This window comes from Streptomyces sp. E11-3 (assembly GCF_046540415.1).
Taxonomy (GTDB): domain Bacteria; phylum Actinomycetota; class Actinomycetes; order Streptomycetales; family Streptomycetaceae; genus Streptomyces.
Genome location: NZ_JAZGRL010000003.1, coordinates 208,585 through 223,630 on the forward strand (window position 1 = coordinate 208,585; position 15,046 = coordinate 223,630).

Consider the following 15,046-nt stretch of genomic DNA (forward strand, 5'->3'; position numbering starts at 1 on the left):
TGCCTCACGGGTTACGTGCCTTACGGGGCCAGTCGCTCGACGGTCCACCCGGTGCCGCCCGGCGCCGGGACGTACCGGAGGCGGTCGTGCAGCCGGTTCTCGCGGCCCTGCCAGAACTCCACCGTCTGCGGTGTCACCCGGTAGCCGCCCCAGTGCGGCGGCACCGGCACCTGCTCGCCCTCCGGGTAGCGGGCCGCCAGCTCCTCGTACGAGCGGTCGAGTTCCGCGCGGTCGGCGACCACCGACGACTGCGCGCTGGCCCAGGCACCGAGCTGGGAGCCGTGCGGGCGGGTGCGGAAGTACGCCGCGGTCTCGTCGCGGCGCACGCGCGCGGCGGTGCCGGTGACCACGACCTGGCGGGCCATCGCGTGCCAGGGGAAGAGCAGCGCGACGGCCGGGTTGGCGTCGATCTCCTGGGCCTTGCGTGAGTCGTAGTTGGTGTAGAAGACGAACCCGTGCGCGTCGTAGCCCTTGAGCAGCACCGTACGGGAGCTGGGGCGGCCCTGGATGTCGGCGGTGGAGACGACCATGGCGTTGGGCTCGTACAGCCCGGCGAGGTCGGCGTCCCGTACCGCCTGCTTGAACCAGTGGGCGAACTGCTCCATCGGGTCAGCGGCGAGCGAGGATTCGGCGAGTCCCTCCGCGCGGTAGTGCTCACGCATGGCAGCGGGATCGAGAGGGCCGTCGATGGCGGGATCAGTCACCTGTTCATCTTCCCGCACTCGGCCGACACACCACTCCCCGGTAGGGGCATCGTGTGGCACTGAGTGCCGCCACCCCTCCCCAAAGGTGGCACTAAGAGATATCGTCCTGACTTCCCGGAGTTGGTTGGGTGACCTCCCGCCGCACGGGGCATCACCGGTGTACCCGATCCGGACCGCTTGTCGCCCCGAACGCGAGCGGAACCAACAGCGTCCCAGCGCGCCAGTCACCGTCTGCCGCACCGACCATGCCGCACAGATCACGAGGAGCCGCCTGATGTCCGACTTCGTACCCGGGCTCGAAGGAGTCGTCGCGTTCGAGACGGAGATCGCCGAACCCGACAAGGAAGGAGGCGCGCTCCGCTACCGCGGCGTCGACATCGAGGACCTGGTGGGCCATGTGTCCTTCGGGAACGTGTGGGGCCTCCTCGTCGACGGTGCGTTCAATCCGGGGCTGCCGCCGGCCGAGCCCTTCCCGATCCCGGTGCACTCCGGGGACATCCGCGTCGACGTGCAGTCCGCGCTGGCCATGCTGGCCCCGGTGTGGGGTCTGAAACCGCTGCTCGACATCGACGAGGCCCAGGCCCGCGACGACCTCGCGCGGGCCGCCGTGATGGCGCTCTCCTTCGTCGCCCAGTCGGCCCGCGGGCAGGGGCTGCCGATGGTGCCGCAGCGTGAGATCGACAAGGCCGCATCGGTGGTCGAGCGCTTTATGATCCGCTGGCGCGGCGAGCCCGACCCCAAGCACGTCAAGGCGGTCGACGCCTACTGGACGTCGGCCGCGGAACACGGCATGAACGCCTCCACCTTCACCGCCCGGGTGATCGCGTCGACCGGCGCCGACGTGGCCGCCGCGCTGTCCGGGGCGGTCGGCGCGATGTCGGGGCCGCTGCACGGGGGCGCGCCCTCGCGGGTGCTCGGCATGATCGAGGAGATCGAGCGCACCGGGGACGCCAGGGCGTACGTCAAGCAGGCGCTCGACAAGGGCGAGCGGCTGATGGGCTTCGGGCACCGGGTCTACCGCGCCGAGGACCCGCGGGCCCGGGTGCTGCGCCGTACCGCCGAGGAGCTGGCGGCGCCGCGCTTCGAGGTCGCCAGGGCGCTGGAGGAGGCCGCCCTGGAGGAGCTGCACGCTCGCCGCCCGGACCGCGTCCTGGCCACGAACGTGGAGTTCTGGGCGGCGATCGTGCTGGACTTCGCGGAGGTCCCGGCGCACATGTTCACCTCGATGTTCACCTGCGCCCGTACGGCGGGCTGGAGCGCGCACATCCTGGAGCAGCGCCGCACCGGTCGCCTGGTCCGGCCGTCGGCGCGCTACACGGGGCCCGGCAGCCGCGGCCCGCGCGAGATCGCGGGATTCGACGACATCACGGACATCGTGCACTGACCGTTGCCTGGCCGGACGGGCTCGTAGAAAGCCCGTCCGGCGAGCCACTCGCTCAGCTGTCAGTCAGCCGGTCAGCACGCCGTCCAGGAACGGCTGGACGGCCGTGCGCCAGCTGTCGGGCTGGTCGTAGTGGACGAGATGCCCGGCGTCCGGCACCTCCGCGTACTCGCCGCGGGGGAGTACGCGGACCATCTCCTGGGCTTCGGCGCGCCCCAGTTCGCCGTCGAGGCCGCGTACCACCAGGGCGGGGCACTGCACCTGCGCCAGCTCCTCCCAGTGCGCGTCGTACACCCAGGTGGCCCGCGAGGCGAGCATCTGGTCGCGGGAGAAAACGGGGTGCCAGCCGTCCTCGTGCTCGGCCATCACCTCGGCGTAGAAGGCGCCGCGCGCCGGATTGGGCCGCTCCACCCACGGGTCGTCCTCGCCGAACCACTTGCGGACGTCGGCGAGCGTGGCGAACGGCACCGGCCAGGTCTTGAACCAGTCCTCCCACTCGCGTTGCGAGGCCGCGCCGAGCGCGGAGGCGCGCATATCGCAGATGATCAGGCCGCGCACCAGGTCGGGGCGGCGGGCGGCGAGCTGCCAGGCGGTCAGCGCGCCCATGGAGTGGCCGATCAGTACGGCGGGGGCGAGGCCGAGCTGGACCAGTGCGGCCTCGGCGTCGTCCACATAGGCCTCGCGGGTGTACGGGCCGTGCGGCGGTTTGTCGCTCTGGCCGTGGCCGCGCTGGTCGAGTGCGACCGCGCGATGCCGCTCGGCGAGCCAGCGGGCGGTGCCCGCCCAGTGTGAGGCGCGGCCCATCAGGCCGTGCAGTAACAGCACGCCAGGCGAGCGGTCGACCTCCCTGGTCTTGGGCGGGTCGGCGAATTCCCAGGCAGCCAGGCGTGCGCCGCCGGCTCCGGTTACCTCGATGCGCCGCACCATCAGTTCTGGCACCCCCCAAACTGAGGTCTTACGTTCCTTGAACCACCCGGTACGTCCCACCGTACGGGCACGTTATCGAACCCCTATTCGGGAATGCCGTTTCTGTCGGCAACACCCCTCGTTCGAGTGACCGTACTCAAGGATTGATCGGCGCGGCCGAGGGGAGATCTTCTGCGGGAGGCGGGCCGCTCGGGGAAAACGGTCCGAGGGGAATGACCCTGGGAGCTCGGGGCTCCGGGTCAGCACAGGGGAGGACAGGCCCCGGCGCCGCAGGGCGCCGGGGCCCTCTGCGTCGTGGCCGTGCCCACGGCTTGTGCGGCGTCTACGGCACATCGTCCCGCCCCTCCTCGACCGCATGGGGCGCACTCGGGCAGACGTGGCCAGACACCGCCACCACCCGGTCAAGAGCCCTCAGGTCATATGCCTCACGCGACAGCCTTGCACGCAAAATGTTCGGCCGCTGCGATTCTGCGCAGTGAATCTTGGAATCGTACCGCCAAGTCCCCGCATACACGCGGTGGTTGAGGCGGGAGTGACGGATTCCGTAAGGGCCGGGCGCGGTGTGCGGCCCGGTCCCTTCACGTTCGGCCGGTCAGCGCTTGGCCACGAAGACATGCGAGGCGATCTCCGCCTCCAGCTCCGCCGCCTCGCCGCTGCTGCCCACCAGCACCCCGCCCGCGGCCTGTGTCACGCTCACCACGGCGCCCGGCTGCACACCGGCCCGACGCAGCGTGTACATCAGCTGGGCGTCGGTCTGGATGGGCTCCCCGATCCGCCGCACCACGACCGTCTTGCCTTCGTCGCCCGGGTCCAGGTCGGCGAGGCTGACCATGTTCTCGTCCAGGAACGGGTCGGCCTCGGCCTTCTCGCCCAGCTCCTCCAGGCCCGGGATCGGATTGCCGTACGGAGACTCGGTGGGGTGCCGCAGCAGTTCGAGCACCCGCCGCTCCACGGCCTCGCTCATCACGTGCTCCCAGCGGCAGGCCTCCGCGTGCACCTGCTCCCACTCCAGCCCGATCACGTCGACCAGCAGGCACTCGGCGAGCCTGTGCTTGCGCATCACGCGCGTGGCCAGCCTGCGGCCCTCGTCGGTGAGCTCCAGGTGCCGGTCGCTGGCGACGGCCACCAGGCCGTCCCGCTCCATCCTCGCCACCGTCTGGCTGACGGTCGGGCCGCTCTGGTCGAGCCGCTCGGCGATTCGGGCGCGCATCGGGACCACACCTTCCTCCTCCAGCTCGAGGATGGTGCGGAGGTACATCTCCGTCGTGTCGATCAGTCCGGACATACGTGCCCCTCGATAAGCAATCGTCGCGCTAACCCGCCTCCCCCAATTCTGACGCATACCGCTGACAACCGTGCCGCGCCAGGGGAAGCGGCCGCCGTCCTTCTGTGCGGCCGTATTGACAGTCCACTGGTCCAGACCGCAACGTGATCCGCGACACCACGGAAGAGGGGCCTGCGTGATGGGCGAGAGCAAACTGGCGGACCAGTACCTTCAGGCCGCGATCGGCCTGCTTGAGCGGGTCCGCACCGAGGAGGCGTCCGCGATCGAGGACGCCGGGACCCTGCTCGCCGACACCGTCCAGGCGGGCGGCCGGCTGTTCGCCTTCGGCGCCGGGCACTCCGGGCTCGCCGCGCAGGACATCGTCTACCGCGCGGGCGGCTTGGCCCTGATGAACCTCCTCGCCGTACCCGGCACGGTCGGCATCGACGTCATGCCGGCGACGCTCGGCTCGGCGCTGGAGCGGGTGGACGGGCTCGCCGGCGCGGTCCTCGACACGAGCCCGGCCCAGGCCGGCGACGTCCTGGTGATCATCTCCCTCTCCGGCCGGAACGCGCTGCCCGTCGAAATGGCGATGAACGCCCGTGCGCTGGGTCTGAAGGTCATCGGGGTGACCTCCGTGGCGTACGCGACGGAGACCAAGTCCCGCCACGTCTCTGGGACCTTCCTCAAGGACCACTGCGACATCGTGCTCGACAGCAAGATCGCGGTCGGCGACGCGGAGCTCACCGCCGAGGGGGTCAGTGCGCCGTTCGGACCCGCGTCCAGCGTCGTGACCAGCGCGATCCTCCAGGCCATGATGGCCAGCGCGGCCGCGGGGCTCGCCGCGCTCGGTGTCGATCCCCCGCTGCTTCGCTCGGGCAACGTCGACGGCGGCCACGAGTGGAACGGCCGCGTCCTGAACCAGTACGGCGCGCGAATCTTCTACCGCCACTAGCTCCGCGCGGGGGTGAGGGCGCGCCCCTCGGCTTGCGTGAGGGTGCGCCCTCGGGCTTGGTTGCACGGTGCGGGGTGTCGGGGGTGAGGGTGCCCCTCGGGCTTGTGTTCACGGTGCGCCGTGGCGTGGGGGTGCGTTCTGTTTCGTTGTGGGGCGGGGGCGCGCTGGGGGGCACGTGCTCCCGCCGCGCGAGGTGACCCGGTAGCGGTATAGCGAGCCCGGTGGTGGGGTCGAGGTTGGGCGGTCCGCGCGCACCCCCCACCACCGGNACACTGCAGCGCCGGATGCCCCTCCGGATACCGCACCGGAAGCCCCGCCCGCCCCGCGGGCTGCACCGGCCCAGGCGACCCGCCAGGCGACGCCGCAGCCCGCACCAGCCGCAACGGCTCCAGCTCCGCCGCGAGGTCGATCAGCGCATGGTCCGCGAACCCGGCGAGCGCGAAGTCCAGATGGACCGTCGCCGCCTCCATCGGGTCCTCGCACTCCGCCGCCGCATGCCCCGCCCGGTGCAACTGGTTGCTCCGGAACCGCAGCTGCGCGGCCTCCTGCTCGGCCTGCCGTGACTCCGTCACGTCCTGGAACAGCCACCCGACCCCCAGCGGCACCGGCTCCTCCGCAAGCGGCGACGCCAGCCGCAGAAACCCGCTGCGCCAGCACCGCCGCCGCTCACCCTCGTCGGTACGCACCGACACCCACAGCTCGGCCGGCGCCGGGGGCGCGCCCTCCGCGAGTACATGGGTGAGGGCGCTCTCCAACTCCTCCGCGCCCTGAGTGATCAGCTCCCCCAGGGGGCGCCCCAGCATCGCCGTACGCCCCACACCCAGTGCCCGCGCCGCGTGCGCGTTGACGACGGCGGGCCGCAGGTCGGCGTCGACCAGCACGACCCCCCACGAGGCGTCCTCGAGCAGCGCCTCGCTGAGCGCGATCGACCGCTCCAGGTCGATCTGCGTATGCACCTCGCTGAAGGCGCAGTACACCCCCGCGGACTTCCCGTCGGGTCCGCGTACGGCCGCGGACTGGGTCCGTACGAGAACCCGCCCGCCGTCTTTGGTCAGCAGTGCGAACTCGTGGACCTGCCGCCCCGGCGCGTGCATCGCGGAGAGCAGCCGCCCCTCGACCTCCTCGGCGTCGGCGGTCCGCACCGCCCACCCGGCGAAGCCGCGTCGGCCGACGGCTTCGTCGGCCGACCAGCCCAGAATCCGCGCGGCCTCGCGGTTCCAGTGCGTCACCACACCGTCCGCGTCGAACGCGCACAGCGCGGCGTCCATGCCGTCGAGCAGCGCGGCGAGCAGGTCCTCGGACCCAGGGCCGTCACGCTCGGTCTCAGTCTCTGTCTCGGAGTCGGTCTCGCGCTCGGGTTCGGGCTCTGGGCCTCCCGAGCCCAGGGAGTCCGTGGTTCCACCGCGCTGGGAAGCACTCACCTGTTCACCCCCTGCGGGAGAAGTCCGCCAGTCGGCATGTGCGGTACACGGATCATTCAACTGGAACGTGACGCAGCCCACACGTTGTTCCTGGAAATCGTTGCGTCTCGGAAATTCGGTTGTGGGGCCCCAAGGGGGCTTCCTAGGGTGTGGGGCACACGAGAAGGGAGGTGGTTCGGCAGATGTATGGAAACCGGACGCGTGAGGTGACTGCGGGCTAGCGGCCCGTCGTCGCACGATGTGCGGTGCCGGACCAGCGCGTGACAGATGCGCGCAGCCGGCCCAATCCCAAGCAGTCACCCGACCCGCGGGCTCGCCGGTACGTCCGGCCGGCTCCCCTCAGGGGGAACCCGAGCCCGCGGGTCGCCTGCGTCTGGGAAAGACAGCCGGGAAAGACAGCCAGGAAGACGTCACGCGGACAACGGACTCGCCCCGTCATCCACCGCCGTCGCCGCATCCGGGTAGACCTCGAAGAGGCGACGTACACCAAGCGCCGCGAGCACCCGGTTGACGTGCGAACCGTCCTCCGCGCCCTGGGCAGGCAGGATCAGGCGCAGATTGCCCTGGCAGGAGCGGATCAGCCGGCGGGTCGCGATCAGCACGCCGACGCCGCTGGAGTCGCAGAACTGGACCTCGGAGAGGTCGAGAACAAGGTCGCGGCGGCCGTCGGCGACCGCGTTGTGGACGCGCTGGCGCAGCATCGGCGAGGTCACCAGGTCCATCTCGCCGGAGACCCGCACGACGACCCAGCCGCTCTGCTCGCCCTCGGTCACTCTGAGCGTCACGCCATGCCTCTCACTTGCCGGCCCGGAAGCGTTCCCTGCGCCTCCTCATTCGCGGCTGCCCTGCCGCCGCTCCGTAAAACACTACTGTCCGCTGCCCGCCGGGGACCCGAGGGCGCACGTTGGGGTAAAGCGGCGTGCGCTGTCGTACCTGCCCACTACATTCGAGGTGAGGGTGTACGGCCGCCATGATCGTGGGTACGGCGGGTACACCAGGCAGAACGAGGACGAGAACAAGGGCGCAAGCAGAGCGAGAGCGCACGCAGAACGAGGGCGCAAGGGGAGGGGCCACATGGCCAAGCACGCACCACCCCGCTGGGACCGCAAGATGCAGCAGCGGCTGGCGCGCGGCGAGGCGGCCGCGCTCGGGGAGCTCTACGACCGCTACGCATCACTGGTGCACGGCCTGGCCCACCGGGTGCTGGGCGAGGACGAAGCGGCCGACCGCGTCACCCGCGAGGTCTTCGCCCACGTCTGGGAGAACCCCGAGGAGTACGAACCCAAGCAGGGCTCGCTGCGCTCCTGGGTCGCCGGTCTCACCCACCGGCACGCGGTACGGCGGCTGCGCCAGACCGAGACCGCCGCGCTCGCCGACGGCGGTGAGGGGACCACCGAGGACCTGGAGCGCAAGGTCCTGCGCGCATCGGCCGCCGCCCGCGCCGACTACATCGTCACGTCCATGCCCGCGCCCCTGCGGGCCGCCCTGGAGAGCGCGTACTTCCAGCGGCGTGACTACCGCCAGACCGCCATCGACCTGGGAGTCACGGAGGACGAGGCCAGGCGCAGGCTCCGGCTCGGGCTGCAACTGCTCTCCACGGCCAACGAACCACGCCCGGCGGCGGCACCACCGCCGGGCTACGGGAGAGCACTGTGAACGCGGACCCGTTCGAGCCCACCGGCGAGGGTGCGGGCGGCAGTGGCGGGGACGACAACAGCGCGGGGCAGCGGCCCGACCAGGGTCCCGGGCGGCCGCAGATACCCACACCCCGCTCCTCGGTGGAGGACACCGGACGCCCGCTGCCCGAAGCCGTCGTGCCGCCGCCCGCACCGCCCCGGCTGGACCACGGCGTACTCAAGTCGCTGCTCGGCGCCTGGGCGCTGTCCGCCTGTTCGCCCGCCGAAGCCGAGGCCGTCGAGCTGCACCTGGGCAGCTGTGGCCCCTGCGCCGAGGAGGCGCTGCGGCTGCGGGACGCCGTGGGGCTGCTGCACCCCGAGGAGAGCCTGGACCTCGATCCGGGGCTCAGGTCGCGGGTGCTCGCCGGGTGCCTGGACCGCAGGCCGCCCCGCATCCCCGTACCCGAATGGGCCGTTCCGTACGACGCGGAGACCGCGCGGCTCGACGCGCTGCTGCAGGACATCGGCGACGGCGAGTGGCACGCGCCGGTGCGGCTGAAGTGGTACGAGGGTGAGCGCCAGGTCAACCGCAGGACCACCGTCGCCGGAGTCATCGCCCACCTGCTGACCGTGGACGGCCTGGTGGCACTGGCCCTCGGACTCGACGACCCACTGGGCGACCAGGCCCCGCAGGATCGCGCCCCGCAGGCCCGCACCGAGGCGTACTGGACCGCGTCCCACCACCCGACCACCAGCGGCGTGCGCCTCCCCTGGCGGGAGCAGAGCCACACCCTGATCCGTACGGTGTCGTTCGCGGGCAGCGGCTCGGCCGAGCTCTCCGTTCCGTACGGCCCGCACCCGAGCCGCCCCGACCAGCTGCCGCTGCGCGACTCGCTGCTCGACCGCGCCTTCGGATGCTGGGTGCACGCGGGCGATATCGCGGACGCGGTGGACTACCCGTACGAGCCTCCGGCGCCCCGGCATCTGAACCAGATGATCGACCTCGCCGCCCGGATGCTGCCCACCGCACTCGCCGAACGCCGCCGCGCCGGTCTCGCGGCCCCGTCCGGACAGCTGGTCGCGGCCGGTGCGCCCGGGCGGACGGTGCGGCTCGAAGTGGAGGGCCTGGGCGGCGGCGAGTGGTTCATCGCCCTCGACTCGCCCGGAGCGGCCGTGTCGTCGGAGCGCGAGGTGGCCCATGTCGCCCTGGACAGCGTGGAGTTCTCCCAGCTGGCCGCGGGGCATGTGTCTCCGCAGGAGGCGGCGGCCGGGCAGCACGGCGACCGCCAGGCGATCGAGGACGTCCTGTCGGCGGCGGCCTCGCTGAGCCGAATGTAGCCGCCGCCCGGAGGACGGGCTGTCTCAGGTAAAGATGACCGTACGCCGCCCGTTCAGCAGGATCCGGTGCTCCGCGTGCCACTTCACGGCCCGCGCCAGCGCCTGGCACTCCACGTCGCGGCCCACTGCCACCAGCTGCTCCGGCGTCACCGCGTGGCCGACCCGCTCGATCTCCTGCTCGATGATCGGGCCCTCGTCGAGGTCCGCCGTCACATAGTGCGCGGTGGCGCCGATCAGCTTCACCCCGCGGATGTGCGCCTGGTGGTAGGGCTTGGCGCCCTTGAAGCTCGGCAGGAAGGAGTGGTGGATGTTGATGATCCGGCCGCTGAGCTGCTTGCACAGATCGTCCGAAAGGACCTGCATATAGCGGGCGAGCACCACCAGCTCGACGCCCTCGTCGCGCACCAGCTGAAGCAGCTGGGCCTCCGCCTGCGGCTTGTTGTCCCTGGTCACCGGGATGTGGTGGAAGGGGATGTCGTACGAGCCGACCAGCTCGGCGAAGTCCGTGTGGTTGGAGACGACCGCCGCGATCTCCACCGGCAGCGCCCCGGTCCGCGCCCGGAACAGCAGGTCGTTCAGGCAGTGCCCGAACCTGGAGACCATCAGGATGATCCGCATCCGCTGCTCGGGGCGGTGGATCTGCCAGTCCATCTGGAACGAGTCGCCGACCGCGGCGAAGCTCGCCCGGAGCTTGTCCACGGTCACCGGCGCCTCGGCCGAGAAGTGCACCCGCATGAAGAACAGGCCCGTGTCGTGGTCGCCGAACTGCTGGCTGTCCTCGATGTTGCAGCCGGTCATGAACAGATAGCTGGACACGGCGTGCACGATTCCCTGCTTGTCCGGGCAGGACAGCGTGAGGACGTACTGTTCGGGCTGCTTGACCTGTGCGACGACCGGCGCGGGCTGCTCACTCATGCGGAGCAGGCTACGCGCTCAGGCCGACCGGGTCAGAATCCGCAGTACCTCCAGCGTGCGGGGCGCGGTGTCCGGGTCGTCGCCGTCACTGACCGCGAGCCGCACATGGGCGTCGCGCGCGGCTCGTACGGCCTCCGGCCACCCGTGGTGCTCCAGGTAGGCCGAGACCGGGGCGTCGGGACCGACCTCGTGCATGATCCGCAGCACCCGCAGTACGGCGACATCGACCAGCGCCGCCTCGGCCGAGTCCCGGAAGATCGTGCCGACGTATTTCTCCGCCGACCAGTTGTCCAGCCAGGTGTCCTCGACCAGCCGGTACACGGCATCGGTGACGTCTCCGTACCCCTCACGGCCGACGAGCCAGCACTCCTGCTGGAAGACCGGGTCGGAGAGCATGTGCAGCGCCGAGCGCACATTGCTGCGCCAGCGCCACCACGGCATGTCGTTCAAAGGCATGCCGCCCATGGTGGGGGAGCGACGGCCGCGACGGGAAGAGTTCTCCGAACCTTGCACGGTCATCGATCGTACGTTCCCCATGTGCGCTGCCGAACCAGCCCCTGTAGTTCACCTTCACGTCACCGTGTGTTGAACAGAGATCACACGACGGTTCGTGGGGGCCGTGAATCGTGTGGGGACATGACCGTCCGGCTACGTAACGTGCTTCCCCGCCCGCCCAAGACCGCCGCGCTCGCCGTGGCCGCCACAGCGGTGTGTACGTCGCTGACGGTCGGCTGCGGCGTACTCCCTGGAGCCACGGGGGGCTCCGGGGGGCCCGTCGTTGTCATGACCTGGGCACCCGAGAAGACCCGTGAGATCAACGCGCCCGGCGTTCCCGCGATGGCCAAGGCCTACGCCCGCTGGGTGAACGCCAACGGCGGCCTGCACGGCCGCGAGCTCAAGGTTCTGACCTGCAACGACCACAACGACAAGGTGGGCGCCGCCGAGTGCGCCCGGCGCGCGGTCGACGAGGACGTCGTCGCCGTGGTCGGCGCCTTCAGCCAGCACGCCCGCGCCTTCGTCTCCCCGCTCGAAGCAGCCGGGATTCCGTACATCGGCGGCTACGGCCTCACCGACTCCGAGTTCACCAGCCCCGTGTCGTACCCCGTCAACGGTGGCCAGGCCGCGCTGATGGCCGGCAACGGCCGCCAGCTGGCCGACGACTGCGAACGGGTCGCCCTCGTACGGCCCGACACCATCGCGGGCGACAAACTGCCCGCGCTGCTCAACACCGGACTCGCGGAGGGCGAGCGCGCCGAGGCCGCCGACATCCTCGCCGCCGAGGACGCCACCAACTTCACCCCGCAGGCCAAGGAGGCCATCGCCAAGGCGGGCGCGCCCGCGTCCCTGGCGGCCGAGGTCGGCACCGCGCAGGCCACGGAGCGGGCCCGCGAGGGCTGTGTCACGGTGGCGCTCGGCGACCGTACGGACACGTTCGTCGACTCCTTCCGGCGCGCCCAGGAGGACTTCCAGCAGGTACGCATCTCCTCGGTGCTCGGCAGCGTGGACCAGTCCCTGGTGGACCGTACGGGCGGCAAGAAGAGCCCGTACGAAGGGGCCTTCCTCACCGGCTGGTACCCGGCGGCCGACGACGAGCGCTGGGCGCCGATGCGGAAGGTGATCAAGGAGCACGCCTTCGGCGACAACCGCATCGAGCCCTCGAACGCGGGGGTGCAGACGACCTGGATCGCGTACACCGTGTTCCAGCAGGTCGTCGAGTCGCTCGGCGATGGCTCGGAGGTCAGCGCACGGACGGTGAGCCGGACGCTCAACGACGGGCTGCGGGTGGAGACCGGTGACCTCACACCGCCGCTGAGCTGGCGCTTCGAGGACACCATCGCGGGGCGTTCGTATCCGCGCCTGGTCAACGCGCACGTGACCTTCCAGATGGTGCGCGACGGGCGGCTCGTCGCGGCCCGCAAGGAGGCGGTCGACGTCTCGACGACGCTGGAGCAGACCACGTAGACGGCGTACGGGGGCGGCGGCCTTGGCAGCCGCCCCCGGCCGCTCAGAGCTGGGCCTTGGTGCGCTTCGTCAGGCCGTGCTCGTCGGCGATCGCGTTCCACAGGCGCGCCGCCTGCTCCTTGGCCTGGGTCGCCTCGCCGCTCGCGCGGTTGCCCGCGGCGGTCTGGCCCGTGCCGCGTGCCTGGCCCTTGTGGCAGCCCTTCTTGCCCGCGACCTGGTCGGCCCAGTTGGCGTAGTGCAGGTCGGCCGAAGCGGACGCCTTCCAGGCCTTGTTGAGGTGCGTCGACAGTTGGCCGTTGGCCGGCAGCTTGTCGATGGAGAGCTCACCGAGCCGGGAGACCAGGTCGTTGCGCTGCCGTGCGGCGTCGCGCAGGTCGGTCGCGGCCTTGCCGAGCTGGTCGCAGCGCTTGATGTTCTCCACGGAGCGGATCACCGCGGCGCGGCTGTTGTTGCTGTCCGCGAGGAGCTTGTCCAGCTCGGTCGCCTGCGCCTTGACCGGGTCGACGGTCGGCGTCGGGGACGGCGACGGCTTCTTGTCCTCGTCCGGTGCGGGCGCGGAGGCGGCCTTCGGCTCGTCCTTGTCGTCGGTGCCGCCGGCGCTGCTGAGGAGGGCGCCGCCGCCGACACCGAGTGCGACGAGTACGCCGAACGCGGCCAGCAGGGGCACCTTGGACCCGGTACGGCCGCGCCCCGCCGCGTCGGCCTCGCGGCGTGCCGCGCGACCCTGCGGCTGGGCGGCGGGCGCCTCGTCCGGGTGCTCGAAGCGGGGCATCTGCTGGGTGGAGTCGGTCCCGGACTCGGCGGCCGGGGACTCGCTCCGGAAGAGGCTGTCGAACTCGGCGGGCGGCTGCCGGTCCCGGTCGCCGGGGGCGCCGGGGCGGATGCCGAGGGGTGCGCCGGGCGGCGGCGGGGGCACGGATGTGTTGCCCGGCACCGGGGCTATGTACTGCGTGGGATCCGTATCGGACCCGCCCGCGGGCACGGGGGCCACGAACTGCGTGGCGTCGTCATCGGGCGCCGACACCCGCCCCAGGTACTGGGTCGCCTCCGGGTGCCCCGCCTGGCCTCCTCGGACCGGCGCGATCAGCTGAGTGGCCCCGTCCTCGGCACCGGAGGGCGGCACAGGGGCGATGTACTGCGTGGCATCGGCGTCGCCGCCGCTCTCGGGAGGCAGCGCACCGGGCTGCTGGGGCGCGTACGGGGCGCCTGACTGCTGGCCCGAGCCGTGCGGCGCGGCCGTCTGCTGGGGGCGGCTGTGCTGCGCTGCCGCGCCCTCGGGCGGCAGCGGAGCCCGGTGCGCGCCCTGCGGGGGCATCGCTTCCGGCTGCTGAAGGGCGCCGGGCTGCGAGGGCACCCCCGCTTGCTGGGGCGCACCGTGCTGCGGCGCCCCCTGCTGGTGCGGAGCGCTGCGCTGAGCCGCGTCATGCGGGTTGGGTGCGCCCTGCTGCGGGAGCGCGCCGGGCTGCGGTGCGCCCTGCGGGGGCAGCGCGCCGGGCTGCTGGGCCCCGCTCTGCTGGTACGGCCCGCCCTGCTGGGGCAGCTCGCCTGGCTGCGGGAGTGCGCCGGGCTGCTGGGCCTCGCCCTGCTGATAGCGCCCGCCCTGCTGCGGTTGCGTGCTCGGCTGCTGGGGGGCGCCTGCCTGTGCGGGCCCGCTCTGCTGAGCTGAGCCCTGCGGATGGGGCGCGCCTTGTTGCGGGAGCGCTCCGGGCTGCTGGTGCCCGCCCTGCTGCGGCAGTGCGCCTGGCTGCTGGGTCCCGCTCGGCTGGTACGACGCGTCTTGCGGCGGCAGGCCGCCCGGGTGCTGAGGTGCGCCGGGCTGCGGGGCTATGCCCGGGTGCTGCGGTGCGCCGTGCTGGGGCAGCTCGCCAGGCTGCGGAGCTATGCCCTGCTGGGGCGCTGAGCCGGGCTGCGGCGCCGCGCCCTGCGGGTACGCCGGGCCGTCCTGCCGCGCAGCCGAGCCCTGCTGCGGGAGCGCGCCGGGCTGCGGGGCCCCGCCCTGGTACGGCCCGCCCTGCTGCGGCAGCGTTCCCGGCTGCTGGGGTGGGCCAGCCGGTGCGGGCGGTCCGCCCTGCTGGCCCTGTGGGTACGACGCCCCGGGTGCCCCCTGCGCGTACGGCGGTGTCTGCGGTCCCTGGGGCCACGCGCCCGGCTGCTGGCCGGAGGGGGCCGGTGCGGGCCCCCATGGGGCGCCCCACGGCTGGCCGCCTGCCGGTACCGCCTGGTCCCCGTAGGCGGCGGCGCGGGGGCCGCCGCTGTCCGCGGGCAGCACGACGCCCTCGTGGGCGGGCCGCGCCGCGGGAAGCTGCGGCTCCTCGCCCTGTCCGCTCTGCGTCGTCACCGGGACTCCTACGTATACGTATGGGGGACCTGCTCAGTCGTCGACTCACGCTACCGGGTCGCCCCAGTGAGCCGAAACGCAGCTCCCGCACCGTCCGGCGCACGAAAAACGCGAAAGCGTTTCACGATAAATGCGAAAACGGGAACGGATGGAGGTGGAGTAAGTGACCTGTCCCAAGCGGCGCACGAAAAACGCGAAAGCGTTTCACGATAAATGCGAAAACGG

The 15,046-nt window shown here is 72.0% G+C and carries 13 protein-coding genes; 5 read left to right on the forward strand and 8 right to left on the reverse strand.

Annotated elements, in window-relative coordinates:
- Window positions 1-20: 20 nt before the first annotated feature.
- The gene (gene pdxH / locus U9R90_RS30525; RefSeq protein WP_411060954.1) at window positions 21-662 is read right to left on the reverse strand and encodes a pyridoxamine 5'-phosphate oxidase; all 642 of its coding nucleotides are present in this window, start codon (window positions 660-662) and stop codon (window positions 21-23) included.
- A gap of 316 nt (window positions 663-978) precedes the next feature.
- On the opposite strand from pdxH, the gene U9R90_RS30530 reads away from it, so the two are divergent.
- Complete coding sequence (locus U9R90_RS30530) at window positions 979-2,088, forward strand: citrate synthase 2 (protein WP_411060097.1); 1,110 nt, start codon at window positions 979-981, stop codon at window positions 2,086-2,088.
- Between the two features lie 63 nt (window positions 2,089-2,151).
- Here the strand turns inward: U9R90_RS30530 and U9R90_RS30535 are convergent, their stop codons facing one another.
- A complete protein-coding gene (locus U9R90_RS30535; protein WP_411060955.1) occupies window positions 2,152-3,012 on the reverse strand; it encodes an alpha/beta fold hydrolase in 861 nt (286 codons plus the stop codon).
- A gap of 592 nt (window positions 3,013-3,604) precedes the next feature.
- Entirely contained in the window at window positions 3,605-4,297 is a 693-nt protein-coding gene (locus tag U9R90_RS30540; protein WP_156725010.1) for a metal-dependent transcriptional regulator, read from the reverse strand.
- 178 nt (window positions 4,298-4,475) lie between these two features.
- On the opposite strand from U9R90_RS30540, the gene U9R90_RS30545 reads away from it, so the two are divergent.
- Window positions 4,476-5,231 carry an SIS domain-containing protein gene (locus tag U9R90_RS30545; protein WP_411060099.1) on the forward strand — a complete coding sequence of 252 codons (756 nt, stop codon included), beginning with the start codon at window positions 4,476-4,478 and terminating at the stop codon, window positions 5,229-5,231.
- On the opposite strand, the gene U9R90_RS30550 is transcribed toward U9R90_RS30545, so the two are convergent.
- Both U9R90_RS30550 and U9R90_RS30555 read right to left on the reverse strand, forming a co-directional pair.
- On the reverse strand, window positions 5,228-6,652 hold the full coding sequence (locus U9R90_RS30550) for a PAS domain-containing protein (protein ID WP_411060100.1): 1,425 nt from the start codon (window positions 6,650-6,652) through the stop codon (window positions 5,228-5,230). The two genes, U9R90_RS30545 and U9R90_RS30550, sit on opposite strands and share 4 nt — an antisense overlap.
- 410 nt (window positions 6,653-7,062) lie before the next feature.
- Window positions 7,063-7,437: an STAS domain-containing protein gene (locus U9R90_RS30555; RefSeq protein WP_411060102.1), complete on the reverse strand. Its 375-nt coding sequence runs from the start codon at window positions 7,435-7,437 to the stop codon at window positions 7,063-7,065.
- A gap of 289 nt (window positions 7,438-7,726) precedes the next feature.
- Here U9R90_RS30555 and U9R90_RS30560 point away from each other — a divergent pair, with 289 nt between their 5' ends.
- Together U9R90_RS30560 and U9R90_RS30565 are read left to right on the forward strand one after the other, a co-directional pair.
- Entirely contained in the window at window positions 7,727-8,308 is a 582-nt protein-coding gene (locus U9R90_RS30560; RefSeq protein ID WP_411060104.1) for a sigma-70 family RNA polymerase sigma factor, read from the forward strand.
- On the forward strand, window positions 8,305-9,606 hold the full coding sequence (locus U9R90_RS30565; protein ID WP_411060105.1) for a zf-HC2 domain-containing protein: 1,302 nt from the start codon (window positions 8,305-8,307) through the stop codon (window positions 9,604-9,606). The genes U9R90_RS30560 and U9R90_RS30565 overlap by 4 nt, the downstream gene beginning before the upstream one ends.
- A 24-nt stretch (window positions 9,607-9,630) precedes the next feature.
- Here U9R90_RS30565 and purU read toward each other — a convergent pair whose 3' ends face one another.
- Together purU and U9R90_RS30575 are read right to left on the reverse strand one after the other, a co-directional pair.
- Window positions 9,631-10,521 carry a formyltetrahydrofolate deformylase gene (gene purU / locus U9R90_RS30570; protein ID WP_411060107.1) on the reverse strand — a complete coding sequence of 297 codons (891 nt, stop codon included), beginning with the start codon at window positions 10,519-10,521 and terminating at the stop codon, window positions 9,631-9,633.
- A gap of 18 nt (window positions 10,522-10,539) precedes the next feature.
- Window positions 10,540-11,040, reverse strand: a complete 501-nt coding sequence (locus U9R90_RS30575) for an SCO4402 family protein (protein ID WP_411060108.1) — start codon at window positions 11,038-11,040, stop codon at window positions 10,540-10,542.
- Between the two features lie 117 nt (window positions 11,041-11,157).
- Between U9R90_RS30575 and U9R90_RS30580 the strand changes: the two genes are divergently transcribed.
- Window positions 11,158-12,483: an ABC transporter substrate-binding protein gene (locus tag U9R90_RS30580; RefSeq protein ID WP_411060110.1), complete on the forward strand. Its 1,326-nt coding sequence runs from the start codon at window positions 11,158-11,160 to the stop codon at window positions 12,481-12,483.
- Window positions 12,484-12,526: 43 nt separating this feature from the next.
- Here the strand turns inward: U9R90_RS30580 and U9R90_RS30585 are convergent, their stop codons facing one another.
- Window positions 12,527-14,821, reverse strand: coding sequence for a hypothetical protein (locus U9R90_RS30585; protein ID WP_411060112.1), 2,295 nt, complete (start codon window positions 14,819-14,821; stop codon window positions 12,527-12,529).
- Window positions 14,822-15,046 lie beyond the last annotated feature (225 nt).

Bases quoted from the DNA above. Each gene is read 5' to 3' on its own strand.
- pdxH (WP_411060954.1), bottom strand. From the start codon at position 662: ATGCGTGAGCACTACCGCGCGGAGGGACTCGCCGAATCCTCGCTCGCC.
- U9R90_RS30530 (WP_411060097.1), top strand. From the start codon at position 979: ATGTCCGACTTCGTACCCGGGCTCGAAGGAGTCGTCGCGTTCGAGACG.
- U9R90_RS30535 (WP_411060955.1), bottom strand. From the start codon at position 3,012: ATGGTGCGGCGCATCGAGGTAACCGGAGCCGGCGGCGCACGCCTGGCT.
- U9R90_RS30540 (WP_156725010.1), bottom strand. From the start codon at position 4,297: ATGTCCGGACTGATCGACACGACGGAGATGTACCTCCGCACCATCCTC.
- U9R90_RS30545 (WP_411060099.1), top strand. From the start codon at position 4,476: ATGGGCGAGAGCAAACTGGCGGACCAGTACCTTCAGGCCGCGATCGGC.
- U9R90_RS30560 (WP_411060104.1), top strand. From the start codon at position 7,727: ATGGCCAAGCACGCACCACCCCGCTGGGACCGCAAGATGCAGCAGCGG.
- purU (WP_411060107.1), bottom strand. From the start codon at position 10,521: ATGAGTGAGCAGCCCGCGCCGGTCGTCGCACAGGTCAAGCAGCCCGAA.
- U9R90_RS30575 (WP_411060108.1), bottom strand. From the start codon at position 11,040: ATGACCGTGCAAGGTTCGGAGAACTCTTCCCGTCGCGGCCGTCGCTCC.
- U9R90_RS30580 (WP_411060110.1), top strand. From the start codon at position 11,158: ATGACCGTCCGGCTACGTAACGTGCTTCCCCGCCCGCCCAAGACCGCC.